We start from the raw sequence: 25234 nt of genomic DNA, 5'->3' as shown, positions 1-25234 counted from the left end.
AATTTCCTGATCTTTAAAGTTATCAATGGCCCCCCTCCCCTTCAGGGGAGCGGCTGGGGGTGGGGCCTCTCGGCTACACCCCCAGCTTGCATTGAATCATGAACGTCGACGAGTGGGGAGAGGCCCCACCCCAACCCCTACCCTGAAGGGGAGCGGCTTACTAAATCACATTCAGTCCTTGACCCGTTCGGCCAGCAGCGCAAGCCCTTCGATCGTCAGGTCGGTCTCGACATGATCAAATATCGTCGTGTGGTCATGAAACAACACTGCGAGCCCACCGGTGGCAACCACTGTAACCGGGCGGCCAATCTCGGTGCGCATGCGCGCAATCAGCCCTTCCATCATCGCGACATAACCCCAGAACACGCCGATATGCATGGCATCTTCGGTATTGCGCCCGATGACGCTGCCATTGTTGCGCGGCGGCTCGATCGCGATGCGCGGCAGGCGAGCGGCGGCATTGACCAGCGCCTCGAGCGAAAGGTTGATCCCCGGCGCGATGATCCCGCCCTTGTACGTGCCATCGGCGTCGATCACGTCGAACGTGGTCGCGGTGCCGAAATCGACCACCACCAGATCACCCCCAAACCGCGCATGCGCGGCAATCGCATTGACCGCGCGGTCGGCGCCCAGCGAGCGCGGCTGTTCGATGTCGATGCGCATGTCCCATTCGACCGGCGCATTGCCCGCAATCCAGGCATCGTGGTGAAAGTACTTGTTCGACAGCACCTGGATGTTGTGCAGCGCGCGTGGCACCACGGTCGACACGATCACCCGTGTAACCTGTGCGGGCGAATAGCCCTGAAACTGCAACAGTTGCAGCAGCCACACCGCGTATTCGTCGGCCGTGCGCCGGGGATCGGTGGCAATACGCCACCGCCCGAGAATGGCGCGCCCGTCGATCAGCGCAAAGACGACATTGGTGTTTCCAACATCAATCGCCAGCAGCATCAGTCCCTCACCAGTTCCATGTCGCCGGCGTGGATCGCACGCTGTTCGCCATCCGCCAAGCGCAGAAGCGCCGCGCCATCGCGGTCGAGCCCGGCAAAGGCACCGATGATCATGCCGGCATCGCTGTCATGGACTTGCAGCAGCGTACCGCGCGGATGCGCGCGCGACAGCCATTCCTCGCGCAAGGACGGCCAGCCATGGTCATGCCATTGCGCCAGTGCGGCGTGCCATTGTTCGGCCAGCATGTTTGCAAAGTCGTCGCGCGTGATGTTGCAGCCCAGCGCCGCCAGCGACACCGTAGGCCGGTCGGGCAACTCGGGCGCCTGCGCCAGATTGACGCCCATACCTACGACGACAGTGCTGTCATGGCGTTCCAGCAGGATACCGGCCAGCTTTGCACCATCGACCAGCACGTCATTCGGCCATTTAAGCTGCAGGCCATCAAGCCCCTCCCCTTCAGGGGAGGGGTTGGGGTGGGGCCTCTCCCCACTCGCCGAGGTCCGTGCGACGTGGAATGCAGCCGAGAGGCCCCACCCCCGGCCCCCCTGAAGGGGAGGGGGGAAGAAGTGGGCCGCCGCGCAAATCGCCCGGTGCAGCGCGACCCCTGCAACCAGCGACAATGTCGGCGCTGGCGGATCCCCGGCGCGCAATTGCGCGACGGTGGATCCCATGAAATTGCCATGGCCATCGCTCCATGCCCGCCCAGCGCGACCGCGTCCGGCCGTCTGGCGATCGGCGATGAGCCAGGTGCCCTCGCCGATCGCTTCGCCCTGCCCTAGTCGCGCAAGCTGCGCGCTGTTGGTCGAAGCGGTTTCGGCGACAGTTTCGATCAAGTGAGGCGGAACAACGCAGCAGCGGCGTTGCTGGCAAGGCCGCTGAGCCAGGGCGTCAGGACATAGCCCAGCGGTGACAGAAACAGGCTCGAAGCGATCAGCAACGCACCATTGGCAAACGGGTTTTGCCCGTGCACCTTGTCGGTGGCATCGTCGAAATACAGCACTTTCACGACCTTCAGGTAATAGAATGCGCCAATCACCGAAGCGACATAGCCCAGCACGGCCAGGACCATCAGATGCGCCTGAACCGCTGCCTGAAACACCACGAACTTGCCGTAAAATCCGAACAACGGCGGGATGCCGGCAAGCCCGAACATGACTGACGCCATTGCAAAGGCCAGGCCAGGCCGCGTGCGCGACAATCCGCCCAGATCGGGAATCGATTCGATTGCATTGCCGTCCGCATCCCGCAGGGCCAGCACCACCACAAATGCTGCGACTGTCGTGACGACATAGATCACCAGGTACACCAGCATCGCCGATGCGCCCGCAGCCGTACCCGCAGCCAGACCGATCAGCATGTAGCCGACGTTGTTGATCGACGAATACGCGAGCAGGCGCTTGATGCTGTCCTGTCCGATCGCACCCAGCGCGCCGATCACGATCGACAGTAGCGAGGCAAAGATCACGATCTGCTGCCACGCGCCCGGCTGCGCGCCAAACGCGCCCAGGCTGACACGCATCAGCAAGGCCAGCGCCGCAACTTTGGGCGCGGTGGCAAAGAACGCGGTTACCGGCGTCGGTGCGCCCTCGTACACGTCGGGCGTCCACATGTGGAACGGTGCCGCGCTGACCTTGAACGCCAGCCCCGACAGCACGAACACCAGCCCGAACGTCGCGCCGATCGACATGGGCCCGGCACCGAGCGCCGCGCGGATACCGTCGAACGAGGTCGTGCCGGTAAACCCGTACGTCAGGCTGATCCCGTAAAGCAGGATGCCCGACGCGAGCGAGCCGAGCACGAAGTATTTCAGGCCCGCTTCCGCCGAACGCCCGTTCGAGCGCAGGATCGCAGCGAGCACATACGCCGCCAGGCTGTTCAGTTCGAGCCCCAGATACAGCGTGAGCATGTTGTTGGCCGAAACCATGATGCCCATGCCGAGCGCGGCAAGCAGCACCAGCAACGGAAATTCTGCGCGCAGACCACCCTCGCGGTCAAAAAAGCCCGGTGCGATGATCAACGTAAACCCGGCGCCCAGGTAGATCAGCAATTTGGCAAAGGAAGCAAAGGCATCGAGGCGGATATGGCCATCGAAGGCCATCGACGCCGTACCACCAAGGCTGCCCACCAGCGCGGGGACCGCAATCGCGGCGGCGCCGACGAGCACGGCAAACGCCGCGATCGAGATCGCGCGGCCGGCCTTGTCCCCGCCCCACGCCGCGACCAGCAACAGCACGAGACTGGCGCCGCTCAGCAGTTCTTCGGCAGAAACCGCGATCAGGGAATTGACGAAATTCATCAGCGCGGCTCCACGGCATTTTGGCCCGCAGTCCGAGCGATCGCGTGCGAAGCCGTCCTCACCTGGGCATCTCCTTTGGGCTTCGCGATCGCGACACGCGCCTCGACGACCCCGATATCCTTGCGCATCGGCGCCAGGAACGATTCGGGGTAAATCCCCATCCACAACACGGCAGCGGCCAGCGGCACGACCATCGCCCATTCGCGCATATCGAGATCGGGCATCGCGGCGGCATCGGCATTTTTCTGCACGCCGAACACCACGCGGGCATAGAGGTACAGCATATACGCCGCGCCCAGGATGATGCCGGTCGTCGCAACCAGCGAGACCCAGCTCGACACTTGGTAGACCCCCAGCAGCGACAGGAATTCACCGACGAACCCGCTCGTGCCCGGCAGCCCGATCGAGGCCATCGTAAACAGCAGGAAAAACAGCGCATAATACGGCATGTTGATCGCAAGGCCGCCGTAGCGCGCGATGTCACGCGTATGCAGCCGGTCGTAGATCACGCCCACCATCATGAACAGCGCGCCCGAAACCAGCCCATGGCTGAGCATGACGATCATCGAGCCTTCGAGACCCTGGCGGTTGAATGCAAACAGCCCGATCGTGACGATCGCCATGTGGGCGACCGACGAATAGGCGATCAGCTTTTTCATGTCGGTCTGCACTAGCGCGATCAGCGAGGTCACCACCACCGCAATCATCGACAGGCCCCAGATCATCGGCGCGAAATACGCCGACGCAACGGGGAACATCGGCAGCGAAAACCGGATAAAGCCATAACCGCCCATTTTCAGCAGCACGCCCGCCAGAATGACCGAGCCCCCGGTCGGCGCCTGCACGTGCGCATCGGGCAGCCAGGTGTGCACCGGCCACATCGGCATCTTGACCGCAAAGCTGGCAAAGAACGCCAGGAACAGCCAGGTTTGCGCCTGCGGCGGAAAGTCGAACTGCATCAGCGTCGGGATGTCGGTCGTGCCGGCAACATTGACCATCCAGAACATCGCGATCAGCATCAGCACCGAGCCGAGCAGCGTGTAGAGAAAGAATTTGTAGCTGGCGTAGATCCGCTCCGCCCCGCCCCACACCCCGATGATCAGATACATCGGAATCAGGCCGGCCTCGAACATGATGTAGAACAGGAACAGATCCTGCGCGGTGAACACGCCGATCATCAGCGTTTCCATCGCGAGAAACGCCGCGTAATATTCGCCGGCGCGCTTCTCGATCGAATTCCAGCTGGCGCCGATGCAAACCGGCATCAGGAACACGGTGAGTTCGAGCAGCACCAGCGCGATGCCGTCGATACCGAGTTTCCACGAAAATCCGGCAAACAGGTCGGCATGTTCCTGGAACTGCCACTGCGCACCGCCGACATCGTAATTCAGCCACAGCACCACGCCGAGCGCGAAATTCACCAGCGTCGTGCCCAGCGCGATCGTGCGCGCCAGTTCGCGGCTGGCCTTGACGCAGGCCACCGCGCCGACGAGCGGCACCAGCAACATCAGCGAAAGGATTGGAAAGCCGGTCATCGTGCAATCACCCAGCTGATCGCGCCGACAAGGCCGACGAGCATGACCAGCGCATAACTATAAAGGTATCCGGACTGGAGCTTGACCGCCCCCCGGCTGGCGCGCGCAACCACCCAGGCGGCGCCGTTCGGACCGAACCGGTCGATGATGCCGACATCGCCCACTTTCCAGAACACCCGGCCCAGCCACACGGCAGGACGGACGAAGATCGCGGCATACAGCTCGTCGAAATACCACTTGTTGAACAAGAAGCGGTAGAGGAACCCGAACTGTCCGACGAACGCGGCGGGGAATGCCGTGTTGATCAGGTAGCCGTAGATCGCGATCAGCAAGCCGATCAGCATGACGATGAACGGGGCCTGCTTCACCCAGAACGGCACATGCTCCATCCCGGACAGCAGGCTCTCGTTGAACACCAGCGCGCCCTTCCAGAATTCGCCGGTGCCTTCGCTGAGGAACCACGGCGCGAACACGAAGCCGGCAAACACCGCGCCGATCGCCAAGATGACCAGTGGCAGGGTCATGTTCAGCGGGCTTTCGTGCGGATAATAGCCCGCCGTGCCGTCAACGACCGCATGATGACCGTGGGCATCATGCGCGTGCGCGTGATCATCGTGAACGATTGCGTCATGGCCATGCGCGTCATGCACCGCGTGCTGGATATGCTCCGACAGATCCCAGCGCGGTTTGCCGAAGAACGTCAGGAAGATCAGGCGCCACGAATAGAAGCTGGTCAGCAACGCCGCGACAATGCCCATGGCAAAGGCAAAGCCGCCGGTTTCGCCGCCACGCGCATACGCTGCCTCCAGGATCGCATCTTTCGAATAGAACCCGGCGAACCCGAACACGCCGTCGATACCGACCCCGGTGATCGCCAGGGTGCCGGCAACCATGACCGCAAACGTCAGCGGGATCTTTTTCCACAGGCCGCCATAATAGCGCATGTCCTGCTCATGGTGCATCGCATGGATCACCGAGCCGGCGCCCAGGAACAGCAGCGCCTTGAAGAACGCGTGTGTGAACAGATGGAACATCGCTGCGCCATAAGCGCCGACGCCTGCGGCAAAGAACATGTAGCCCAGCTGCGAACAGGTCGAATAGGCGATCACGCGCTTGATATCGGTCTGAGTCGTGCCGATCGTGGCGGCGAAGAAACAGGTCGCAGCGCCGACGATCGTGACGAAATGCTGGGCAGTCTGGCTCTGTTCGAACAGCGGCGACAGGCGGCACACCATGAACACGCCGGCGGTGACCATCGTCGCCGCATGGATCAGCGCGGAAACCGGAGTCGGGCCTTCCATCGCGTCGGGCAGCCAGGTGTGCAGCCCCAATTGCGCCGATTTGCCCATCGCGCCGATGAACAGCAGGATGCACAGCACGGTCGCGGTTTCAAAGCGGAACCCGAGGAAGCCGATCGTCGATCCGGCCAGGCCCGGCGCATTGTGCAGGATTTCGGGGATCGAGACGGTGCCGAACACCAGGTACACGCCGAAAATTCCGAGCATGAAGCCCAGATCGCCGACGCGGTTGACCACGAACGCCTTCATCGCGGCGGCATTGGCGCTCGGTTTGCGGAACCAGAACCCGATCAGCAGGTACGAGGCAAGCCCGACGCCTTCCCAGCCGAAGAACATCTGCACCAGGTTGTTCGCGGTCACCAGCATCAGCATCGCGAACGTGAACAGCGACAGATACGCGAAAAAGCGCGGCTGATCAGGGTCCTCGCTCATGTAGCCCCATGAGTAAGTGTGCACGAGAGCCGAAACGCTGGTCACGACGACCAGCATGACCGCGGTCAGCGTATCGACGCGCAACGCCCACTCGAAATCGAGATTGCCCGATTTCACCCAGTGCAGCACCGGCGTCACGCTCGGCTCGGCGTGGCCGGTCAGAAACGACACGAAAATCGGCCACGACAGCGCACATGCCAGGAACAGCGAACCGGTGGTGATCAGCTTGGTCGGCAGGAAACCGAACGTCTTGTTGCCAAGGCCGCCGACAATCGCCGCAAACAGCGGCGCGAATACGATGATCAGGATGGGAGACATCTGGATACTCAGCCCTTCATCCGATTGACATCGTCGACCGCGATCGTGCCACGGTCGCGGAAATAGATCACGAGAATGGCCAGGCCGATCGCCGCTTCACCCGCTGCAACGGTCAGCACGAACATCGCGAAAATCTGCCCGACCAGGTCATGCAGATAGGCCGAAAACGCCACGAGATTGAGGTTCACCGACAACAGGATCAACTCGATGGCCATCAGGATGATGATGACGTTCTTGCGATTGAGAAAAATGCCCAGCACGCCCAGCACGAACATGATCGCGCTGACAGTGACATAGTGGCCGATACCGATCACAGCGTGACCCCCTTGCCGATTTCGGGTTTCACATTGACCGTGGCGTCCTGTGGCCGCCGCGCGATCTGGTGCGACACATTCTGCCCGCGCACGCCGGTGCGCTGGCGGTGGGTCAACACGATCGCGCCGATCATTGCGACCAGCAGGATCATGCCGGCCGCTTCGAATTCAAACAGATACCGCGTGTACAACAGCGCGCCGATCGCCGCCGTGTTCGACAGGCCCGCAGGCGTCGCCGAAGCGGCTGCCGCGTTACCCAGCGCCATATCCCCGCCGCTGCGCACCAGGATGCCGATGAACAGCTCGACGAACAGCACCACGCCCAGCACAGCGCCCAACGGCGCATTGCGGATGAACCCCGCGCGAAACGCCGCGAAATCGATGTTGAGCATCATCACGACAAACAGGAACAGCACCGCGACCGCGCCGACATAGACGATGATCAGCAGCATCGCGATGAACTCGGCGCCGACCAGCACCATCAGCCCGGCGGCGTTGAAGAACGCCAGGATCAGCCACAGCACCGAATGCACGGGATTGCGTGCGAGGATCGTGACCGCGCCCGATGTGATCATCAGCGTGGCGAACAGGTAAAAGGCGATGGCCTGGATCATGGGTTGCCCTTACCGGTACGGTGCATCGGCTTCGAGGTTGGCAGCGATCGCTCGCTCCCACTTGTCGCCATTGGCGAGCAGCTTGGCTTTGTCATACAGCAGTTCTTCGCGGGTTTCGGTGGCATATTCAAAGTTCGGCCCTTCGACGACCGCATCGACCGGGCAGGCTTCCTGGCAGAAACCGCAGAAGATGCACTTGGTCATGTCGATGTCGTAGCGCGTGGTGCGGCGGCTGCCGTCTTCGCGCGGTTCGGATTCGATCGTGATCGCCTGCGCGGGGCACACCGCTTCGCACAGCTTGCACGCGATGCAGCGTTCCTCGCCATTGGGATAGCGGCGCAGCACATGTTCGCCACGAAAACGCGGAGAAATCGGGCTTTTCTCGTAGGGGTAGTTGATCGTCGCCTTGGGCTTGAAGAAGTACTTCAAGGTCAGCCAATGCGCCTTCAAAAACTCCCACAGCGTGAAGCTCTTGATCAGATGGGCGACGGTCATGTTAAAATCCTGGCCGATCTTTGCCCTTGAAGCCAAGGGCTATAACAGACGGAATGCATTGGTACTTTTTACCATTTGGAGCATCTTTGGCGAGCAGCAGAAGGGTTGCCATTTTCGGGCCGGATGCATCAATGACATCAGAGAAATCCACAACTGCGACCTTCCGATTACCGCCTGCGCCTTCCCACCCGAATGCTTCGCCCGTTCCAACCGGCGGTGGATCGGTTCTGGGCAGGCGGTCCGTCGCATACGTGTGCCCGTCTGACAGCGTAACCTGCCAGACGTCCTTATCTCCGAGTTGAATTTTGCTGAACTTGAATTCTGCTGGCGCAGTTTCAACTGCAGCATCGTAACAATAAAAACTTGGCAGCCCCTTGGTAGTCGTCGCCAATGCCGGATACGACGCCATCGCAACGCATATCGCAATGGCCGCAATTTTCCGCAACGAACTCTGCGTGCTCATGCGAAATGCCCCGTCAGCATCAGGTAGCCGCTGATCAGGAAGACGAACAGCAGCGAGAGTGGCAGGAAGATTTTCCAGCCCAGGCGCATCAGCTGATCATAGCGGTACCGCGGCACCGTCGCCTTGACCCAGCTGAACACGAAAAACCCGAACGCGATTTTCAGCACCAGCCAGAGGAAGGCGGGAATGATATACAGCGGCGCCCAGTTGAGCGGCGGCAGATATCCGCCCCAGAACAGCGTCGCATTGAGCGCGCACATCAGCAGCACGTTGGCGTATTCGCCCAGCCAGTACAGCGCGAACGACATCGACGAATATTCGGTCTGGTACCCGGCGACGAGCTCGCTTTCGGCCTCGGTCATGTCGAACGGCGCGCGTTGCGTCTCCGCCATCGACGAGATCAGGAACATCACCCAGACCGGGAACATCAGCGGGCTGCACCAGAAACCGTTGATGATGCCAAAGCCGAACCCGCGCTGCGCCTCGACAATCGCGCCCAGGTTGAAACTGCCCGCCCACAACACGACACAGATCAGGATGAACCCGATCGAGACTTCGTAGGAAATCATCTGCGCGGCGGCGCGCATCGCGGAAAAGAACGGGTATTTAGAATTCGACGCCCAGCCGGCAATCACGATGCCGTAAACCCCGAGCGACGACATCGCCAGGATATACAACAGCCCGACATTGATATCGCCCAGGATCGCGCCATGCGCAAACGGCATCACTGCCCAGCCAAGCAGCGCGACGGTAAAGGTGATGATCGGCGCGATCAGGAACAGCGCCTTGTTCGCCGCTGCCGGAATGATCGTTTCCTGCAGGAAGACTTTCAGCCCGTCGGCGAACGATTGCAGCAGGCCGAACGGCCCGACCACGTTCGGCCCTTTGCGCAGCGCCATTGCCGCCCATATCTTGCGATCGGCATAGATCACCATCGCGACCGCCAGCATGACCGGAAACGCGATCAGCAGGATTTCAAGGACCGTGGCAATGCCCCAGGCCCATGCGAACGGCAGGCCGGTCCAGAGGAAAAACGGCGTCATTCTGCGGCCTCCGCCAGGATCTCGCCGTGAATCAGTTCGGCCGAACAGCGTTGCAGCGTCGGGCTGGCGCGGCCGATCGCGTTGGTCAGGTACCGGTCCTTGACCGCGTAGCCGATCACGCCCGAGGCGCTCGCGCCAGCAGGTACGGCGGGCAAGGCGCCATAATCGGCAAGGCCTTCGACACCCAGCGCCGGCACCGCCGCGACCATCGCCGCGCGCAGTTCGGCAAAGCTGTCGAACCCGACCGACACGTTCAGCGCATCGGCCAGCGCGCGGATGATCGCCCAGTCCTCGCGCGCGTCACCCGGCGCAAACACGGCCTTTTCGCCATACTGCACGCGGCCTTCGGTGTTGACGTAAGTGCCGTCCTTTTCGGTGAACGCGGCGGCTGGCAAAATGACATCGGCGACATGCGCCGCCTTGTCGCCGTGATGCCCGATGTGCACGATCATCGAACCGGCAAATCGGGTGAAATCCACCTCATCCGCGCCAAGCGAAATCAGCACTTTCGGCTTCGCATCGACCAGATCGGCAATGCCGCCGGCTTGCGCATAGCCCAGCATCAGCCCGCCCATCCGCGCGGCGGCAAAGTGCAGCACGTTGAAGCCGTTCCAACCGTCGCGCACCAGATTGTAGGTTTCGGCAAATGCCAGTCCGGTGGCGAGGCCACCTTTGGCCAGCGCGCCGCCGCCAATGATGATCGCCGGGCGTTGCGCCTTGGCAAACACGTCGGCCATGTCATCGGGCAAGCTGCCGATCGCACCCGCGTCATCGCCCAGATGCGTGGCCGGATACGTCGGCTCCCACCAGGGCCCGATGATCCAGACTTTCGCGCCCTTCTTGACCGCCTTGCGCAGGCGCGGGTTCAGCAGCGGCGCTTCGTCACGCACATGGCTGCCGTAGATCAGGATCGCATCGGCGTTTTCGATTCCCGCCAGCGTCGTGTTGAACGCGACCGCTGTTAGGTTGCTCGTGTCATACGCCAGACCGGTCTGGCGCCCTTCGAGCAATGTCGAGCCGAGTGCCCTGGCCAGCGTTGCGGCGGCAAATTGCGTTTCGCAATCGACCATATCGCCCGCAACCACCGCGACAGACGAACCCGGATTGATCCTGCCCACGGCGGCCAGCGCCTCGCCCCACGTCACCGGCTGCAATGTGTTATCAACGCGCAGCCACGGGCGGTCGAGCCGGCGCCGCGTTAGGCCGTCGACCAGATAGCGCCCGCGATCCGCCAGCCATTCCTCGTTCACGTCATCGTTGACGCGCGGCAGGACGCGCAGCACTTCGCGCCCGCGCGAATCGATGCGGATATTCGCGCCGATTGCGTCGGACACGTCGATGCCCAGCGTCTTCTTCAATTCCCACGGACGTGCTTCGAACGCATAAGGCCGGCTGGTCAGCGCGCCGACCGGGCACAGGTCGATCACATTGGCCGACAGCTCGTGCTTGGCCGCCTGTTCCAGATACGTCGTGATTTCCATGCCTTCGCCGCGATACAGCGCGCCGATTTCATCGACTCCGGCGACTTCCTCGCTGAAGCGGACGCAGCGCGTGCAATGGATGCAGCGGGTCATGATCGTCTTGATCAACGGCCCCATCGTCTTTTGCGTAACCGCGCGCTTGTCCTCGTGATAGCGCGAGCCACCCCGGCCATAGGCGACCGACTGGTCCTGCAGATCGCATTCGCCGCCCTGGTCGCAGATCGGGCAATCGAGCGGGTGGTTGATGAGCAAGAACTCCATCACCCCTTCACGCGCCTTCTTGACCATTTCGCTGTCGGTGCGGATTTCCTGGCCTTCGGCCGCGGGCAGCGCGCACGACGCCTGCGGCTTGGGCGGGCCGGGCTTCACTTCGACCAGGCACATCCGGCAGTTGCCGGCGATCGACAGCCGCTCGTGATAGCAGAACCGGGGGATTTCCTTGCCCGCCAGTTCGCACGCCTGCAGGATCGTCGCGCCTGCCGGGACTTCGAGTTCGACGCCGTCTACTTTGAGCTTGGGCATTATTCGGCAGCCTCTTTAAGCGAAGCATTCTCGTGGATGCGGCGTTCCATCTCGGGGCGGAAATGCTTGATTAGGCCCTGGATCGGCCAGGCCGCGGCATCGCCCAGCGCGCAGATCGTGTGGCCCTCGACCTGCTTGGTGACGTTGTACAGCATGTCGATTTCCTCGATATGCGCGTCGCCGGTGCGCATCCGTTCCATCACGCGCCACATCCAGCCGGTGCCTTCGCGGCACGGCGTGCACTGGCCGCAGCTTTCATGCATGTAGAAATGCGACAGCCGCGCGATCGCGCGCACGATGTCGGTCGACTTGTCCATGACGATCACTGCCGCGGTGCCAAGACCCGAACCGACCGCGCGCAGCCCGTCGAAATCCATCGGCGCATCGATAATGTCATGCGCCGGCACCAGCGGCACCGACGATCCGCCGGGGATGACCGCCAGCAGATTGTCCCACCCGCCGCGAATGCCGCCGCAATGCCGCTCGATCAGCTCGCGGAACGGGATCGACATCTCTTCCTCGACCACGCACGGGCGCTCGACATGGCCCGAGATCTGGAAGAGCTTCGTGCCCTTGTTGTTGGCCGCGCCGAACGACGAAAACCATGCGGCGCCGCGCCGCAGGATCGTCGGCGCCACCGCGATCGATTCGACATTGTTGACCGTCGTGGGGCAGCCATACAGCCCCGCGCCCGCCGGAAACGGCGGTTTCAGGCGCGGCTGGCCCTTCTTGCCTTCCAGGCTTTCGAGCATCGCGGTCTCTTCACCGCAGATGTAGGCGCCCGCGCCGCGATGGACGAAGACATCGAAATCATAGCCTGACTGGCTGGCGTTCTTGCCGATCAGCCCGGCGTCATACGCTTCGCGCACGGCGGCAAACAGCGTCTCGGCCTCACGGATATATTCGCCGCGGATGTAGATATACGCCGCGCGCGCGCCCATCGCGAAGCCCGCGACCAGCGCGCCTTCGATCAGCTTGTGCGGATCGTGGCGGATGATCTCGCGGTCCTTGCACGAACCGGGTTCCGATTCGTCGGCGTTGATCACCAGGAAGCTGGGACGGCCGTCCTTCGATTCCTTGGGCATGAACGACCATTTCATGCCGGTCGGAAAGCCTGCGCCACCGCGCCCGCGCAACCCCGAATCCTTCATCGTCTGAATGATCGTGTCGCGGCCGAGCTCGATCAGCGCCTTGGTGTTGTCCCAGTCACCGCGTTTCTGCGCAGCAGGCAGGTTCCATGGCTGATAGCCATAGACGTTGGTAAAGATGCGGTCTTTGTCCTGGAGACTCACAGTCCACCTCCCGCAGTAATTTCAAACAAGACCCGCTCAGCCTGAGCCTGTCGAAGGCCACGCCCTAACCGTGGGCGTGGTGCGGCTCCGAGCGCCCAGCCCACACCCTGCGCGCCTGCCTCGACAGGCTCAGCACGAGCGGGTGTGGGGAAAGAGGTGAAGCGAGCGGTCACGTTACCACTCCCCTCGATAATCGTGATTTTCGGTCACCATCGCGGCCAGGTTGGTCGGGGCGCCGACCGGTTCGACCGTATGGCGCGCCGGGTCCTGCGTCCCGGTCTTCGGCTGACGCCCGGCGGCGAGTTCGTTCAGCACGAAATCAAGCCGGTCGGGCGTCAGGTCTTCGTAATTGTCGTCGTTGATCTGCACCATCGGCGCCGAAGCGCAATTGCCCATGCATTCGACTTCGGTCAGCGAAAACAGTCCGTCGGGCGTGGTGTGGCCCTTGCTCATGCCGCGCGCCTTGCACGCGGCCATGATGTCGTCAGACCCGCGCAGCATGCACGGCGTCGTGCCGCACACCTGCACGTGAAACCGGCCGATCGGCGCGATGTTGTACATCGTGTAGAATGTCGCGACTTCGAGCACGCGCATCACCGGCATTGCCAGCTCTTTCGCGACGAATTCGATTACCGGCAGCGGCAGCCAGCCTTGCGTGTTTTCTTCCGCGCCGACCTGGCGCTGCGCCAGATCGAGCAGCGGCATCACCGCGCTGCGCTGGCGCCCGGCGGGATAGCGCGCGATGATGTCCTGTGCCAGCGTTGCATTGCCTTGCGTCCAGGCGAACTGGCCCCAGCGCGCGCGCAGCTCAGGACTGTCGGGTTCGGGATGACGATTGGCCATCTCAGGCAATATCCTCGATAAAATATGCAGTCACGGTCACCGCCCTGCCCGCTTGAGCCACAGTGCCTGCGCCCATTGCACCAGTTCATACCCGCCCATCATGGCGATCAGCATCGGCATCCATTGCGGCACGGGAATGCCCTTCCACCGCGCAAGGAAATAGACCGTGGCGGTGGCCAGCCCGACGATGCACGCGGCGATCGACACCTGGCGCAGGATCTCGCTACGCGACGGGCCCGTCACCGGTCACACTCCCCGAACACCACGTCGATCGCGCCCAGGATTGCGGTCGCATCGGGCAACATGTGGCCTTTCGACATGAAATCCATCGCCTGCAGGTGCGAAAACGCCGTCGGCCGGATCTTGCAGCGGTACGGCTTGTTGGTGCCATCGCTGACCAGATAGACGCCGAATTCGCCCTTGGGGCTTTCGGTCGCGACATAGACTTCGCCCGCCGGCACGTGAAAGCCTTCGGTATACAGCTTGAAGTGATGGATCAGCGATTCCATCGAGCTTTTCATTTCGCCGCGCTTGGGCGGCACGACCTTGCGATCGTCCGACGCAATCGGCCCATCGGGCATTTCCGCCAGGCACTGCTTCATGATGCGCGCCGACTGGCGCACTTCCTCGACGCGGACCATGAACCGGTCGTAGCAATCCGAGCGCGTGCCCACCGGCACTTCGAAATCCATCCGGTCATAGACATCGTACGGCTGCGACTTGCGCAGATCCCACGGGATGCCCGCGGCACGGATCATCGGGCCCGAAAAACCCCACGCGAGGGCGTCTTCACGGCTGACCAGCGCGATATCGACATTGCGCTGTTTGAAAATGCGGTTGTCGACAACCAGGCTCATCGCGTCTTCGAACAGATCCGGCAGGCGCGTGTCGAGCCAGTCGGCGATGTCGGTCAGCAGCTTGAGCGGCACATCCTGATGCACCCCGCCCGGGCGGAACCAGGCCGAATGCATCCGCGCGCCCGATGCGCGTTCGAAGAACGTCAGGCAGTCCTCGCGGATTTCGAACAGCCACAGGTTCGGCGTCATTGCACCGACGTCCATCACATGGCTGCCCAGGTTGAGCATGTGATTGCAGATGCGCGTCAGCTCGGCAAACAGCACACGCAGATATTGTGCGCGGATCGGCACCGCCAGATTGAGCATCTTCTCGATCGCGAGCACATAGGAATATTCCATGGCCAGCGGCGAGCAGTAATCGAGCCGGTCGAAATACGGCAACGCCTGCAAATACGTCTTGTGCTCGATCAGTTTCTCGGTGCCGCGGTGCAGCAGGCCGACATGCGGATCGATCCGTTCGATGATCTCGCCATCGAGTTCCATGACCATGCGCAACACGCCGTGCGCGGCCGGATGCTGCGGGCCGAAATTGATCGTGTAGTTGCTGATGACTTCGTCGCCGGTGGTCGGCGACTGCTCAAGCGAAAAGCTCATGGCTTGGGCGCTCCTGTCGTCTGCGCAGGCGGCACTGGCGGAGCCGGGGCCTGGCGGTTCGCATCCGTGCCGGCCTTTTCATCGCCGGGCAGCACGTAGTTCGCGCCTTCCCACGGGCTGGTATAATCGAACTGGCGGAAATCCTGCGCCAGCCGCACCGGCTCATAGACCACGCGCTTGTCTTCTTCCGAATAGCGCAGCTCGACATAGCCGGTCAGCGGGAAATCCTTGCGGAACGGATGCCCCTGGAACCCATAGTCGGTCAGGATTCGGCGAAGATCGGGATTGCCGGCAAACAGCACGCCGAACATGTCGTAGACTTCGCGCTCGTACCAGCCGGCATTGGGCCACAGCGTCGTCACCGTCGGCACCGGCGTCGCCTCATCGGTCGATACCTTGACGATCAGGCGCAGATTGCGCGTGACCGACAGCAGGCAATAGACGACTTCGAATCGCTCGGCGCGATCGGGGTAGTCGACGCCGGCAATATCCATCAGCTGCTGGAACTGCTCGTCATCGCGCAACGTGCGCAGCACATGTTCGACCTGGTCGCGCGCGACGTCGATCACGATCTCGCCATGTTCCTCGCGGCTGGCGAGCACATGCCCGCCCAGCCGGACGAGCAGCGCATCGAGCACGCCATCGAACGAAGCGTATCTTGGCGCGGAATGGAGCACAGTTGCCATGGCTATGTCCTCAGCGCGCCAGCGTGCCGGAGCGGCGGATCTTGCGCTGCAACTGCATCACGCCATACAGCAGGGCTTCGGCCGAGGGCGGGCAACCGGGCACATAGATATCGACCGGCACGATGCGATCGCACCCGCGCACCACCGAATAGCTGTAGTGATAATAGCCGCCGCCATTGGCGCAGCTGCCCATCGAAATCACGTATTTCGGATCGGACATCTGGTCATAGACCTTGCGCAGCGCCGGTGCCATCTTGTTGCACAGCGTGCCCGCCACGATCATCACGTCGGACTGGCGCGGGGATGCGCGCGGCGCGGCGCCAAAGCGTTCCATGTCATAGCGCGGCATGTTCACATGGATCATCTCGACCGCACAGCACGCCAGGCCGAACGTCATCCACCACAGCGAGCCGGTACGCGCCCACTGGAACAGATCCTCGGTCGATGTGAGCAAAAAGCCCTTGTCCGACACTTCGGCATTCACGCTGTCGAAGTACGCGGCGTTCGGCGCGACGATCCCCTGTCCCGCCGTGGCAGGATTGGCAGGCATGAGCGGCGTTGACATCATATCGGTCATTCCCAGTCCAACGCCCCTTTTTTCCAGGCGTAGATAAAGCCGATGATCAATTCGAACAGGAACAGCATCATCGTGGTCCAGCCGGTCCACTGCGTCTGCTTCAGGCTGACCGCCCACGGAAACAGGAACGCCGCCTCCAGATCGAAGATGATGAACAGGATTGCGACGAGGTAGAACCGCACGTCGAACTGGCTGCGCGGATCCTCGAACGCGGGAAAGCCGCATTCGTACTCCGACAGCTTTTCCGGATCGGGATTGTGCGTGCCGGTCAGCCGCGCCGCACCCATCGGCAGGAACACGAACGCCGAGGACAGCGCAAGCGCAATGCCCAGAAAGATGAGGATTGGCAGGTAACCCGCCAGATAGGATGTTTGGTCGACCAAGGGGGGGCGCCTTTTGAAGTCTCTGCCCCGGCCCCTAGTCCTGCCTCGCCGCCCGCGCAAGTGGTAGCCAATGCATATTGCCCTTGATCATCATCCTTTTTGGGCATGACACGGCCCGCATGGGGGACGTGCTCCCGTCGCGCCCAATCATCTTTGCCGCAATGCAACAATTTTCGCAGCCGCAACCCCGGCGCCGAATTGCAAAGGCGCCCGCGCCTCCCTAGATGCCAATCGAGCAATCTAATCGCCCAAGCACAGGATGTATCATCATGGCCCAGTTTTCCGCCGCAGATCCGGTCGTCATCCTGTCGTACGCGCGCACGCCGATGGGCGCGATGCAGGGCGCGCTGGCCGATATGTCCGCCACTGATCTTGGCGCGACGGCGGTCAGGGCGGCGGTCGAACGCTCGGGCGTGGCGGGTGACAAGTTCGATCGCATCTACATGGGCTGCGTCCTGCCCGCAGGGCTGGGCCAGGCGCCCGCGCGCCAGGCCGCGATCAAGGCCGGCCTGCCGACATCCGTGCAGGCGACAACGGTCAACAAGGTCTGCGGTTCGGGCATGCAGACGGTGATCATGGGCGCCGAGGCGCTGGCGTCGGGTTCGATCGACTATGTCGTGTCGGGCGGCATGGAATCGATGACCAACGCGCCGTATCTGCTGAAAAAGCATCGCTCGGGCGCGCGCATCGGCCATGACACCGCCTATGATCACATGTTCCTCGACGGGCTCGAAGACGCTTATGAACCGGGCCGCGCGATGGGCACATTTGCGCAGGATACCGCCAACGCATACCAGCTGACCCGCGAGGCACAGGACAGCTATACGCTCGAATCGTTGCGCCGCGCGCAAAGCGCGATTGCCGAGGGCCGCTTTGCCGGAGAGATCGCGCCGGTCACAGTCACATCGCGCAGCGGCGAAACCGTGGTCGATACCGACGAAGCACCGGGCAAGAGCAAGCCCGACAAGATCCCCGCGCTGAAGCCCGCCTTTGCCAAGGACGGCACGATCACCGCTGCGACGTCGTCATCGATTTCGGACGGCGCGGCTGCGCTGGTGCTGACACGGCAGTCGGTTGCGGCTGCTGCCGGGCTGAGCCCGGTCGCCACCGTGATCGCGGTCGCCGCGCATTCGCAGGCGCCAAAGGATTTCACCACGGCCCCTGTCGGCGCGATCCGGCACCTGCTGGCCAAGGCCGGCTGGTCGATCGGCGATGTCGACCTGTTCGAGATCAACGAAGCTTTTGCCTGCGTCGCCATGTTTGCGATGCACGATCTGGGCATCCCCCACGACAAGATCAACGTCAACGGCGGCGCGACCGCGCTGGGCCATCCGATCGGCGCATCGGGCGCGCGCATCATCACCACGCTGATCGGCGCACTGAAAGCGCGCGGGTTGAAAAAGGGTGTGGCCAGCCTGTGCATCGGCGGCGGCGAAGCGACCGCGATTGCGGTTGAGCTGGTCTAAATCCTCCCCGAAACGGGGAGGGGGACCGCGCGAAGCGTGGTGGAGGGGCGGTGCCTCATTGCGCTCCGTCCTCGTCGTCACTCGGCAACGCACCCCCGCGCGTGGGGATGGCGCCTACTGTATCATCGCGACGAATCCCGTGGGGCACCGCCCCTCCACCACGGCTTCGCGTGGTCCCCCTCCCCGTTCCGGGGAGGATTTTACGGTTTCGCCGCGCCCCACAGCGATGCCGCAGGGGCAAAGCCCTGGCGGCCGTCGATGTCCACTTTGCACCATTGTCCGGTGCAATCGCCGATCATGCGCGCGATCACGCCGGGCTCGGCACGCCACATGATCGGGCCCGAACCGTCGTTATTCGGATGAATTTCGATGATCGCGCCCTGCACGATCGCGGTATGCGCCTTGCGCGACACGAATTGCGTCAGCATCCATCCGCGCGCGCCATCGGGATCCTCGACGAGGACCCAGCCGCCCATTTCGCGCAGGACCTTCAGCGGCAGGCCGACGCGGCCGTAGATCCAGTTGATCCGATAATCGCGCCCGGGGCCGACTCGCATGTTGGTCTGGCTGTTGCGCAGCGACACCCAGTACGGCACGGCGTCGGTATCGGCGGCATGCGCGACGGGAATTGCGGCCGCGCTCACCATGAGCGCAGGCAGCGCCGCCAAACCGAAGACACGTCTCATCCGTAACCGCATGGGCTTGCGATACAACATCATGCGCGCGGGGCAAGGCCGCCGTGTGTCGCATTCGGTGGAGATTGTATTGACCCCTGCCCCCAAGCCAGCCTAGCCCTGTCGCATGACCCGCGCCCCGACCCATCCAATCGAAACCCGCCGTGTCATTGGCAAACCGCGTGTCGTCGTCACGCGCCGCTTGCTGCCCGAAACCGAGGCACGGATGGCCGAACTGTTCGATGTCGTGGTCAATCGCGACGATCACGCGCTGTCGCGGGCCGAGCTGACCGCCGCAATGGCCGATGCCGATGTGCTGGTACCTACGGTGACCGATACGATCGATGCCGACCTGATCGCTGCGGCCGGCCCGCGTCTGCGCCTGATCGCCAACTTCGGCGTGGGCATCGATCATGTCGACTTGCGCGCCGCGCGTGCCAGAAAGATCGTCGTCACCAACACGCCGGGCGTGTTTACCGACGATACCGCCGACATGACGCTGGCGCTGATCCTGTCGGTCGCGCGGCGGATGAATTACGGCGGGCGCGTGTTGCGCAGCGGGCAATGGCAGGGCTGGTCGCCGTCGACAATGCTGGGCGCGCGGCTGGGCGGCCGGGTGCTCGGGATCGTCGGCATGGGCCGTATCGGCCAGGCGGTGGCGCATCGTGCACGCGCCTTTGGCCTCGCGGTGGTGTATCACAACCGGCACCGGTTGCCCGATGCGCTGGAGATGATGCTGGGCGCACGCTATGAGCCCGATCTCGACACGCTGCTGGCCTCGGCCGACATCCTGACGCTGCATTGCCCGGCCACGCCCGACACGCACCACCTGATCGACGCCCGGCGGATCGCGCTGATGAAGCCCGGCGCCTTTGTCATCAACACCGCGCGCGGCAAAATCGTCGAGGAAGAGGCGATGATCGCGGCGCTTGTGTCGGGCCATCTCGGGGGCGCCGGGCTCGATGTGTTCGAACACGAACCGATGGTCGATGCGCGGCTGCGCGATCATCACAATGTCGCGATCCTGCCGCACATGGGCAGCGCCACGGTCGAAGGCCGCCTCGCCTCGGGCGACAAGGTCATCGCCAACATCCGCTTCTGGGTCGATGGCCACCGCCCGCCCGATCAGGTGCTGGACGGCTGGCTATAGCAGTTTTGTTAACGATGTTCGGGGCATACCCGGCCGGAACAGCGCCTTCGGGCAGCAGCGTATCAGGGGCGGTCATGCGGGTTTCGGGCATTTTCGGGTTGGCACAGCGCGTTTGCGCGGGCGCGGCACTGCTGCTGTTGCCGGGCCTGGCGCAGGCGCAGGCCGCCGATGGCGTTCCCGATGCCATCGGTGTGACCGACAGCGGCGACACCGCCTTCGTCATCGCCATGGCTCTGCTCGGACTTGCCATGATCCTGCCCGGCATCGCGCTGCATCACGGCGCCCGGCTGCGCGCGCGGGCGTTTGGTGCGACTGCAACGCAAGTCGGCGCGATTGCTGCGGTCGTCACGCTGTTGTGGGTCATGGTCGGCTATACGCTCGGATTCGGCAACGTCACCAGCGGTTGGCTGGGCAGCGGCAATGCGTGGATGCTGAACGATCTCGGAAACGTGCGCGGCGCCAGTGCGGTGCCCGAAGTCGCCTTCGTGCTGTTGCAACTGGGGTTTGCCATTCTGGCGGCGGCCCTGCTGACCGGGGCCTGGGCCGAGCGCGGCAATATCGCCTGGGCCGTGCCCTTTGCCGGGCTATGGAGCCTGATCGTCTATGCGCCGGTCGCGCACTGGGTGTGGGGCGGCGGCTGGCTCGCCACTCGGTTGGGCACGGTCGATTTCGGCGGCGCACTGGTCGTGCATACCAGCGCCGGGATTTCGGCGCTGGTGATCACATTGCTGATCGGGCGCCGGGCGCGCGCCGACGACGCGCATGGTGGATCGTCCGGGCTGGCGTTTGCCGGCACGGGCATGGTGTGGGCCGCGCTGCTGGCGCTGACGGCGGGGGCAACGCTTGCCGCCAGCGACGACGCTGCGACCGCGCTCGTCAATGCGCAACTCGCCGCGGCCGCAGGCGCGCTCGTCTGGTTGCTGGCCGATGCGATAACCGGCGGCAAAGCGCATGGTTTTGCCTTGGCGCGCGGTGCATTGGCGGGGATTGTCGCATCGAGCGCCGCAGTGAACGCAATTGCGCCGGGCTCGGCCATGGTGGCAGGGCTCGTCGGCGCGGTGGTGGCATGGCTTGCCGCGCGCCTGATCCGGTACAGCGGTATCGACGATGCCGTCGACCTGGTCGCGGTCCACGGCATTGCCGGTCTCGCCGGCGCCTTGCTCGCCGCGCCGCTGATCGCCGGTACGCTGGGTGGCACAGGCTATGCGCCGGGCATGACACCGATGCGCCAGGTGGTTGCCCAGGCGATCGGCGCCGGTGTCATCGCCGGATGGGCCGCGATCGGCACCGCGATCGTCGCGCTGATGGTCGCGATGGTCGTGCCGATGCGCATCAGCGAAGCCGAAGAAACCGCATAATGTTCCCCTGCCCGTGCCGGGGAGGGTTGTTTAATCGCCGGTCAAAATCCGGTCGACCAGTTGCTTCACCGTCGGGGTGAAATTGTTCGAATAGAACGGGTCCTGCTTGAACCGGTACGCGGCGTGACCGGCGAACATCAGGTTGTTATCCAGATCGCCGCCGTGCGCGATGTCCTGCAGCGTTTTCTGGATGCAGAAACTGCGCGGATCGGCCAGGCGACCGGTCGAATAATCGTCATGGTCCTTCCATGACGAAAACCCGCAATGCGACAGGCAACCCATGCAATCGGCCTGGTCCTTGCGGATCGTGTCCCGCTCTGCGGCGCTGACGAACACCACGGTATCGTCGGGCGTGCGCAGCGCGGTTTCGAACCCGCTGGCGGCCCATTCGCGGGCATGCGCCAGATCGGTCGGCGTCACCCAGAAATTCTTGCCGCGCACGCCGACATCCAGCTGCACGGTGTGTTCACCTGCCGCAACCTTCGAATACGGCACCTGGCGATGGCTGCGCGCCTCCAGGCTGCGCAAGAACGGATTGTGCACCGCCGACGAATAGAACCCTGTCGGCGAAAACTTGTGGAGCAGCACATCGCCCGGCTCGATCGTGCGCAAACGGTCTTTCCACCCCTGGGGGATCGGGCTTTCCTCGGTCAGCAGCGGCCGCGTGCCGAACTGGAATGCGATCGCGCCCAATTCGGGATTGTCGATCCAGTCGTTCCATTCGCGCAGGCACCATACGCCGCCGGCCATGATGATCGGCACGCTGTCGGCCACGCCCTCGATGCGCATGATATCGCGCAAGGCTTTCACGCGCGGGTACGGGTCTTCCGGCCTGCGCGGATCTTCGGCATTGGACAAACCGTTGTGCCCGCCGGCAAGCCACGGGTCTTCATAGACCACCGCTGCCATCAGATGCGCGACCTTGTGATAGGCGCGTTTCCACAGCGCGCGAAAGGCGCGGCCCGACGATACGATTGGCAGGTACTGGACATCGAACCGCTCGGCGATTTCGGCCAGCTTGTATGGCATGCCCGCACCGCACGTCACGCCGGTGACCATCCCGCGCGTCGCTTCGAGAACGCCTTCCAGGACCGGCTGCGCGCCGCCCATTTCCCACAAGACGTTGATATTGATCGCGCCCTGTCCGTTCGAAATCTCGTATGCGCGGCGCACCTGTTCGACCGCGCCGTCGATCGCGTACTGGATCAGCTGTTCGTGGCGTTCGCGCCGGGTCAGCTGTGGATAGAGCTGCGGCACGATCTTGCCCGTCGGGTCATAGCTGTCGGCATTGACCGCACTGACCGTGCCGATCCCGCCGGCCGCCGCCCAGGCGCCCGAACTGGCGTGATTGCTGGCGGCAACCCCCTTGCCCCCCTCGATCAACGGCCAGACTTCGCGTCCACCATAGAGGATCGGCTTCAAAGCTTTGAAAACAGACATATCACACTTTCAGATCTGACATCGGACGGGTCCACTCGCCCACGGCAGCCTAACGAACGCCTTCGGCCCCCCAATGCAGGCCGATCGCACCAGCCTGACTAGGCGCAATCCTGCCAAAGCGAAAGAGCCCAAAGCCGGTCGATCCTCCCCTCAATCGTCATCGGTGACCGAGACTTTTTCGCCGCTGACCCGCTGCGACAGCGCGGCCGCCATGAACGGATCGAGCGCCCCGTCGAGTACGTCGCCCGGGTTGGTCGAGACGACCCCGGTGCGCAGATCCTTGACCTGCTGATACGGCTGCAGCACGTAGGATCGGATCTGGTGGCCCCAGCCGATTTCGGTCTTGGCCGCGTATTCGCCGCTGGCGACGGCTTCGCGCTTGGCCAGTTCCGCCTCGTACAGCCGCGCGCGCAACATGCCCATCGCGGTCGCCCTGTTCTTGTGCTGGCTGCGGTCGTTCTGGCTGGCGACGATGATTCCGCTGGGAATATGCGTGATGCGTACCGCCGAATCGGTGGTGTTCACATGCTGCCCGCCCGCGCCCGACGCGCGGTAGGTATCCATTTTCAGATCGGCCGGATTGATGTCGATATCGATATTGTCGTCGATTTCGGGATAGACCCATACCGAGCTGAACGACGTGTGGCGCCGAGCCGAGCTGTCATACGGACTGATCCGCACCAGCCGGTGCACGCCGCTTTCGGTCTTGGCATAGCCATAGGCGTTTTCGCCCTTGATCAGCAGCGTCGCGCTTTTGATCCCGGCCGCTTCGCCCGCGTGATAGTCGACCAGATCGACTTTGTAACCGTGGCGTTCGCCCCAGCGCGAATACATCCGCTGCAGCATTTCGGCCCAGTCCTGGCTCTCGGTGCCGCCCGCGCCCGCGTGCACTTCGAGGAAGGCATTGTTGGCATCGGCTTCGCCCGCCAGCAGCGCCTGGACCTTGTCGGCATCGGCGCGCGCGGCAAGCGCAGCCAGCGTCGCCAGGCCCTCGTTGGCAATATCTTCGTCGCCCTCGGCATCGCCCATTTCAATGAATTCGATCGCGTCGGCCATTTCCTGGCTGATCTGCCGCACTGTGCCGATCGACGCATCGAGCCGGCGGCGTTCGCGCATCAGCACTTCGGCCTGTTTGGGGTCATCCCACAGCTTGGGATCCTCGACCCGCGCGTTCAACTCGTCGAGCCGGCGCACCGCGCGATCCCACACGAGGAATTTCCGGACCAGCGCGAGCGCGCTCTCGATACGGTCGATATGGGCCTGCCCTTCGGCACGCATGACTTTGATCTCCGTCGGTGTCCACAACGGACAAGCTGCGGCGCTTAGCAATGCAGCGCGGGTTGTAAAGGGGAACGCACGTTAAATCCTCCCCGGAACGGGGAGGGGGACCGCGCGCAGCAGCGGTGGAGGGGCGGTGCCCCACGCGGAAACATCGCCTGGACGCGCTGGCTTGCGACGCCTCATCGAGGGGGGTGCACCATGAGGCACCGCGCCCCTCCACCACGCTTCGCGCGGTCCCCCTCCCCGTTCCGGGGAGGATTTTTCAATGTTCCTTGTTCAGCTTCTGCACCAGGGCCAGCGTCTGCTCGACGTGGCTGCGGTAGTCCATGTCGGTGTGCGCATAGACGATCTTGCCATCGGGCGTGATCACATAGCTGGTACGGCTGGCGAGGCCGGTGTCCTTGCCATCCTTGCCCATCAGGTGGACGTCATACTCCTTGATCACGACCGGGCTGGCGCTGGCGACGGTAAATTTGTCGCGGCAATCGAGGGACGAGAATTTTTCGAGCGCTTCGATATTGTCGTTGGACATGCCGACCACGGTCGCGCCGGCGGCGGTAAAGTCAGCGCTGGCATCGGCAAACGCGTGCGCTTCGAGCGTGCAGCCCGGTGTGAACGCCTTGGGATAGAAATACAGCACCACCGGGCCCTTGGCGAGCAACGCCTTGAGCGAAACCGGCAGCGGCTGACCTGCCAGTGCGCCCTGCGTGGCGAAATCAGGCGCCATCGTGCCCACGGCCAGTTCGGCGTGTGCGGTCAGGGGGACCATGGCGAGCGCCAGGGTGGACGAGATTGCGGCAGCGGCCGCAATGAGGGTTTTTGTGGTCATGGCGCGCACGATACCACAGCTTTGCGTGGCCTCAAGCCCGCC

The 25234-nt window shown here is 63.4% G+C and carries 25 protein-coding genes; 3 read left to right on the top strand and 22 right to left on the bottom strand.

Features of this window, described 5'->3' with window-relative positions; all coding sequences use genetic code 11:
• Positions 1-171: 171 nt before the first annotated feature.
• The 18 genes from ACOOE2_RS08270 to ACOOE2_RS08185 all read right to left on the bottom strand — a co-directional run bounded on the left by ACOOE2_RS08270 (position 172) and on the right by ACOOE2_RS08185 (position 16994).
• Entirely contained in the window at positions 172-951 is a 780-nt protein-coding gene (locus ACOOE2_RS08270) for a type III pantothenate kinase (protein WP_420382539.1), read from the bottom strand.
• On the bottom strand, positions 951-1784 hold the full coding sequence (locus ACOOE2_RS08265; RefSeq protein ID WP_420382538.1) for a biotin--[acetyl-CoA-carboxylase] ligase: 834 nt from the start codon (positions 1782-1784) through the stop codon (positions 951-953). Before ACOOE2_RS08265 ends, ACOOE2_RS08270 begins: the two co-directional genes overlap by 1 nt.
• A complete protein-coding gene (gene nuoN, locus ACOOE2_RS08260; protein WP_420382537.1) occupies positions 1781-3247 on the bottom strand; it encodes an NADH-quinone oxidoreductase subunit NuoN in 1467 nt (488 codons plus the stop codon). Before nuoN ends, ACOOE2_RS08265 begins: the two co-directional genes overlap by 4 nt.
• Positions 3247-4782 (bottom strand): NADH-quinone oxidoreductase subunit M, encoded by a 1536-nt coding sequence (locus ACOOE2_RS08255; RefSeq protein ID WP_420382536.1) that lies wholly within the window; start codon positions 4780-4782, stop codon positions 3247-3249. Before ACOOE2_RS08255 ends, nuoN begins: the two co-directional genes overlap by 1 nt.
• Positions 4779-6830, bottom strand: coding sequence for an NADH-quinone oxidoreductase subunit L (gene nuoL, locus ACOOE2_RS08250; RefSeq protein WP_420382535.1), 2052 nt, complete (start codon positions 6828-6830; stop codon positions 4779-4781). Before nuoL ends, ACOOE2_RS08255 begins: the two co-directional genes overlap by 4 nt.
• Before the next feature lie 8 nt (positions 6831-6838).
• Positions 6839-7144, bottom strand: coding sequence for an NADH-quinone oxidoreductase subunit NuoK (gene nuoK / locus ACOOE2_RS08245; protein ID WP_420382534.1), 306 nt, complete (start codon positions 7142-7144; stop codon positions 6839-6841).
• A complete protein-coding gene (locus ACOOE2_RS08240; RefSeq protein WP_420382533.1) occupies positions 7141-7758 on the bottom strand; it encodes an NADH-quinone oxidoreductase subunit J in 618 nt (205 codons plus the stop codon). The genes nuoK and ACOOE2_RS08240 overlap by 4 nt, the downstream gene beginning before the upstream one ends.
• 9 nt (positions 7759-7767) lie before the next feature.
• Complete coding sequence (gene nuoI / locus ACOOE2_RS08235; protein ID WP_420382532.1) at positions 7768-8253, bottom strand: NADH-quinone oxidoreductase subunit NuoI; 486 nt, start codon at positions 8251-8253, stop codon at positions 7768-7770.
• Position 8254: 1 nt separating this feature from the next.
• The gene (locus tag ACOOE2_RS08230; RefSeq protein ID WP_420382531.1) at positions 8255-8716 is read right to left on the bottom strand and encodes a hypothetical protein; all 462 of its coding nucleotides are present in this window, start codon (positions 8714-8716) and stop codon (positions 8255-8257) included.
• The gene (nuoH, locus tag ACOOE2_RS08225; RefSeq protein ID WP_420382530.1) at positions 8713-9759 is read right to left on the bottom strand and encodes an NADH-quinone oxidoreductase subunit NuoH; all 1047 of its coding nucleotides are present in this window, start codon (positions 9757-9759) and stop codon (positions 8713-8715) included. Before nuoH ends, ACOOE2_RS08230 begins: the two co-directional genes overlap by 4 nt.
• A complete protein-coding gene (nuoG, locus tag ACOOE2_RS08220) occupies positions 9756-11762 on the bottom strand; it encodes an NADH-quinone oxidoreductase subunit NuoG (protein WP_420382529.1) in 2007 nt (668 codons plus the stop codon). Before nuoG ends, nuoH begins: the two co-directional genes overlap by 4 nt.
• The gene (nuoF, locus tag ACOOE2_RS08215; RefSeq protein ID WP_420382528.1) at positions 11762-13054 is read right to left on the bottom strand and encodes an NADH-quinone oxidoreductase subunit NuoF; all 1293 of its coding nucleotides are present in this window, start codon (positions 13052-13054) and stop codon (positions 11762-11764) included. The genes nuoG and nuoF overlap by 1 nt, the downstream gene beginning before the upstream one ends.
• A 174-nt stretch (positions 13055-13228) precedes the next feature.
• Positions 13229-13897 (bottom strand): complex I 24 kDa subunit family protein, encoded by a 669-nt coding sequence (locus tag ACOOE2_RS08210; RefSeq protein ID WP_420382527.1) that lies wholly within the window; start codon positions 13895-13897, stop codon positions 13229-13231.
• Between the two features lie 36 nt (positions 13898-13933).
• Positions 13934-14140, bottom strand: coding sequence for a hypothetical protein (locus ACOOE2_RS08205; RefSeq protein ID WP_420382526.1), 207 nt, complete (start codon positions 14138-14140; stop codon positions 13934-13936).
• Positions 14137-15348, bottom strand: a complete 1212-nt coding sequence (locus ACOOE2_RS08200; RefSeq protein ID WP_420382525.1) for an NADH-quinone oxidoreductase subunit D — start codon at positions 15346-15348, stop codon at positions 14137-14139. The genes ACOOE2_RS08205 and ACOOE2_RS08200 overlap by 4 nt, the downstream gene beginning before the upstream one ends.
• Positions 15345-16034, bottom strand: a complete 690-nt coding sequence (locus ACOOE2_RS08195) for an NADH-quinone oxidoreductase subunit C (RefSeq protein WP_420382524.1) — start codon at positions 16032-16034, stop codon at positions 15345-15347. The genes ACOOE2_RS08200 and ACOOE2_RS08195 overlap by 4 nt, the downstream gene beginning before the upstream one ends.
• A 10-nt stretch (positions 16035-16044) precedes the next feature.
• Positions 16045-16599, bottom strand: a complete 555-nt coding sequence (locus tag ACOOE2_RS08190; protein ID WP_420382523.1) for a NuoB/complex I 20 kDa subunit family protein — start codon at positions 16597-16599, stop codon at positions 16045-16047.
• Positions 16600-16607: 8 nt separating this feature from the next.
• Entirely contained in the window at positions 16608-16994 is a 387-nt protein-coding gene (locus ACOOE2_RS08185; protein ID WP_420382522.1) for an NADH-quinone oxidoreductase subunit A, read from the bottom strand.
• A 269-nt stretch (positions 16995-17263) separates the two neighbouring features.
• On the opposite strand from ACOOE2_RS08185, the gene ACOOE2_RS08180 reads away from it, so the two are divergent.
• Positions 17264-18460: an acetyl-CoA C-acyltransferase gene (locus ACOOE2_RS08180; RefSeq protein ID WP_420382521.1), complete on the top strand. Its 1197-nt coding sequence runs from the start codon at positions 17264-17266 to the stop codon at positions 18458-18460.
• Positions 18461-18660: 200 nt separating this feature from the next.
• Here ACOOE2_RS08180 and ACOOE2_RS08175 read toward each other — a convergent pair whose 3' ends face one another.
• A complete protein-coding gene (locus ACOOE2_RS08175; RefSeq protein ID WP_420382520.1) occupies positions 18661-19146 on the bottom strand; it encodes an SH3 domain-containing protein in 486 nt (161 codons plus the stop codon).
• Positions 19147-19261: 115 nt separating this feature from the next.
• On the opposite strand from ACOOE2_RS08175, the gene ACOOE2_RS08170 reads away from it, so the two are divergent.
• Entirely contained in the window at positions 19262-20284 is a 1023-nt protein-coding gene (locus tag ACOOE2_RS08170; protein WP_420382519.1) for a 2-hydroxyacid dehydrogenase, read from the top strand.
• Positions 20285-20298: 14 nt separating this feature from the next.
• A complete protein-coding gene (locus ACOOE2_RS08165; RefSeq protein WP_420382518.1) occupies positions 20299-21642 on the top strand; it encodes an ammonium transporter in 1344 nt (447 codons plus the stop codon).
• Between the two features lie 30 nt (positions 21643-21672).
• On the opposite strand, the gene ACOOE2_RS08160 is transcribed toward ACOOE2_RS08165, so the two are convergent.
• The 3 genes from ACOOE2_RS08160 to ACOOE2_RS08150 form a co-directional block, all read right to left on the bottom strand.
• Positions 21673-23082 carry an NAD(P)H-dependent flavin oxidoreductase gene (locus ACOOE2_RS08160; RefSeq protein WP_420382517.1) on the bottom strand — a complete coding sequence of 470 codons (1410 nt, stop codon included), beginning with the start codon at positions 23080-23082 and terminating at the stop codon, positions 21673-21675.
• A 150-nt stretch (positions 23083-23232) separates the two neighbouring features.
• Positions 23233-24360: a peptide chain release factor 2 gene (prfB, locus tag ACOOE2_RS08155; RefSeq protein WP_420382516.1), complete on the bottom strand. Its 1128-nt coding sequence runs from the start codon at positions 24358-24360 to the stop codon at positions 23233-23235.
• Positions 24361-24625: 265 nt separating this feature from the next.
• The gene (locus ACOOE2_RS08150) at positions 24626-25192 is read right to left on the bottom strand and encodes a peroxiredoxin (protein ID WP_420382515.1); all 567 of its coding nucleotides are present in this window, start codon (positions 25190-25192) and stop codon (positions 24626-24628) included.
• Positions 25193-25234 lie beyond the last annotated feature (42 nt).

This window comes from Novosphingobium sp., assembly GCF_965214355.1.
Lineage (GTDB): Bacteria > Pseudomonadota > Alphaproteobacteria > Sphingomonadales > Sphingomonadaceae > Novosphingobium.
The sequence above is the reverse complement of the archived record's forward strand: the minus strand, read 5'-3'. Positions and strand labels throughout refer to the sequence as shown.

Bases quoted from the DNA above. Each gene is read 5' to 3' on its own strand.
- ACOOE2_RS08270 (WP_420382539.1), bottom strand. From the start codon at position 951: ATGCTGCTGGCGATTGATGTTGGAAACACCAATGTCGTCTTTGCGCTG.
- nuoN (WP_420382537.1), bottom strand. From the start codon at position 3,247: ATGAATTTCGTCAATTCCCTGATCGCGGTTTCTGCCGAAGAACTGCTG.
- ACOOE2_RS08255 (WP_420382536.1), bottom strand. From the start codon at position 4,782: ATGACCGGCTTTCCAATCCTTTCGCTGATGTTGCTGGTGCCGCTCGTC.
- nuoL (WP_420382535.1), bottom strand. From the start codon at position 6,830: ATGTCTCCCATCCTGATCATCGTATTCGCGCCGCTGTTTGCGGCGATT.
- ACOOE2_RS08240 (WP_420382533.1), bottom strand. From the start codon at position 7,758: ATGATCCAGGCCATCGCCTTTTACCTGTTCGCCACGCTGATGATCACA.
- nuoI (WP_420382532.1), bottom strand. From the start codon at position 8,253: ATGACCGTCGCCCATCTGATCAAGAGCTTCACGCTGTGGGAGTTTTTG.
- ACOOE2_RS08230 (WP_420382531.1), bottom strand. From the start codon at position 8,716: ATGAGCACGCAGAGTTCGTTGCGGAAAATTGCGGCCATTGCGATATGC.
- nuoH (WP_420382530.1), bottom strand. From the start codon at position 9,759: ATGACGCCGTTTTTCCTCTGGACCGGCCTGCCGTTCGCATGGGCCTGG.
- nuoG (WP_420382529.1), bottom strand. From the start codon at position 11,762: ATGCCCAAGCTCAAAGTAGACGGCGTCGAACTCGAAGTCCCGGCAGGC.
- ACOOE2_RS08210 (WP_420382527.1), bottom strand. From the start codon at position 13,897: ATGGCCAATCGTCATCCCGAACCCGACAGTCCTGAGCTGCGCGCGCGC.
- ACOOE2_RS08200 (WP_420382525.1), bottom strand. From the start codon at position 15,348: ATGAGCTTTTCGCTTGAGCAGTCGCCGACCACCGGCGACGAAGTCATC.
- ACOOE2_RS08195 (WP_420382524.1), bottom strand. From the start codon at position 16,034: ATGGCAACTGTGCTCCATTCCGCGCCAAGATACGCTTCGTTCGATGGC.
- ACOOE2_RS08190 (WP_420382523.1), bottom strand. From the start codon at position 16,599: ATGTCAACGCCGCTCATGCCTGCCAATCCTGCCACGGCGGGACAGGGG.
- ACOOE2_RS08180 (WP_420382521.1), top strand. From the start codon at position 17,264: ATGGCCCAGTTTTCCGCCGCAGATCCGGTCGTCATCCTGTCGTACGCG.
- ACOOE2_RS08175 (WP_420382520.1), bottom strand. From the start codon at position 19,146: ATGAGACGTGTCTTCGGTTTGGCGGCGCTGCCTGCGCTCATGGTGAGC.
- ACOOE2_RS08170 (WP_420382519.1), top strand. From the start codon at position 19,262: ATGACCCGCGCCCCGACCCATCCAATCGAAACCCGCCGTGTCATTGGC.
- ACOOE2_RS08165 (WP_420382518.1), top strand. From the start codon at position 20,299: ATGTTCGGGGCATACCCGGCCGGAACAGCGCCTTCGGGCAGCAGCGTA.
- ACOOE2_RS08160 (WP_420382517.1), bottom strand. From the start codon at position 23,082: ATGTCTGTTTTCAAAGCTTTGAAGCCGATCCTCTATGGTGGACGCGAA.
- prfB (WP_420382516.1), bottom strand. From the start codon at position 24,360: ATGCGTGCCGAAGGGCAGGCCCATATCGACCGTATCGAGAGCGCGCTC.
- ACOOE2_RS08150 (WP_420382515.1), bottom strand. From the start codon at position 25,192: ATGACCACAAAAACCCTCATTGCGGCCGCTGCCGCAATCTCGTCCACC.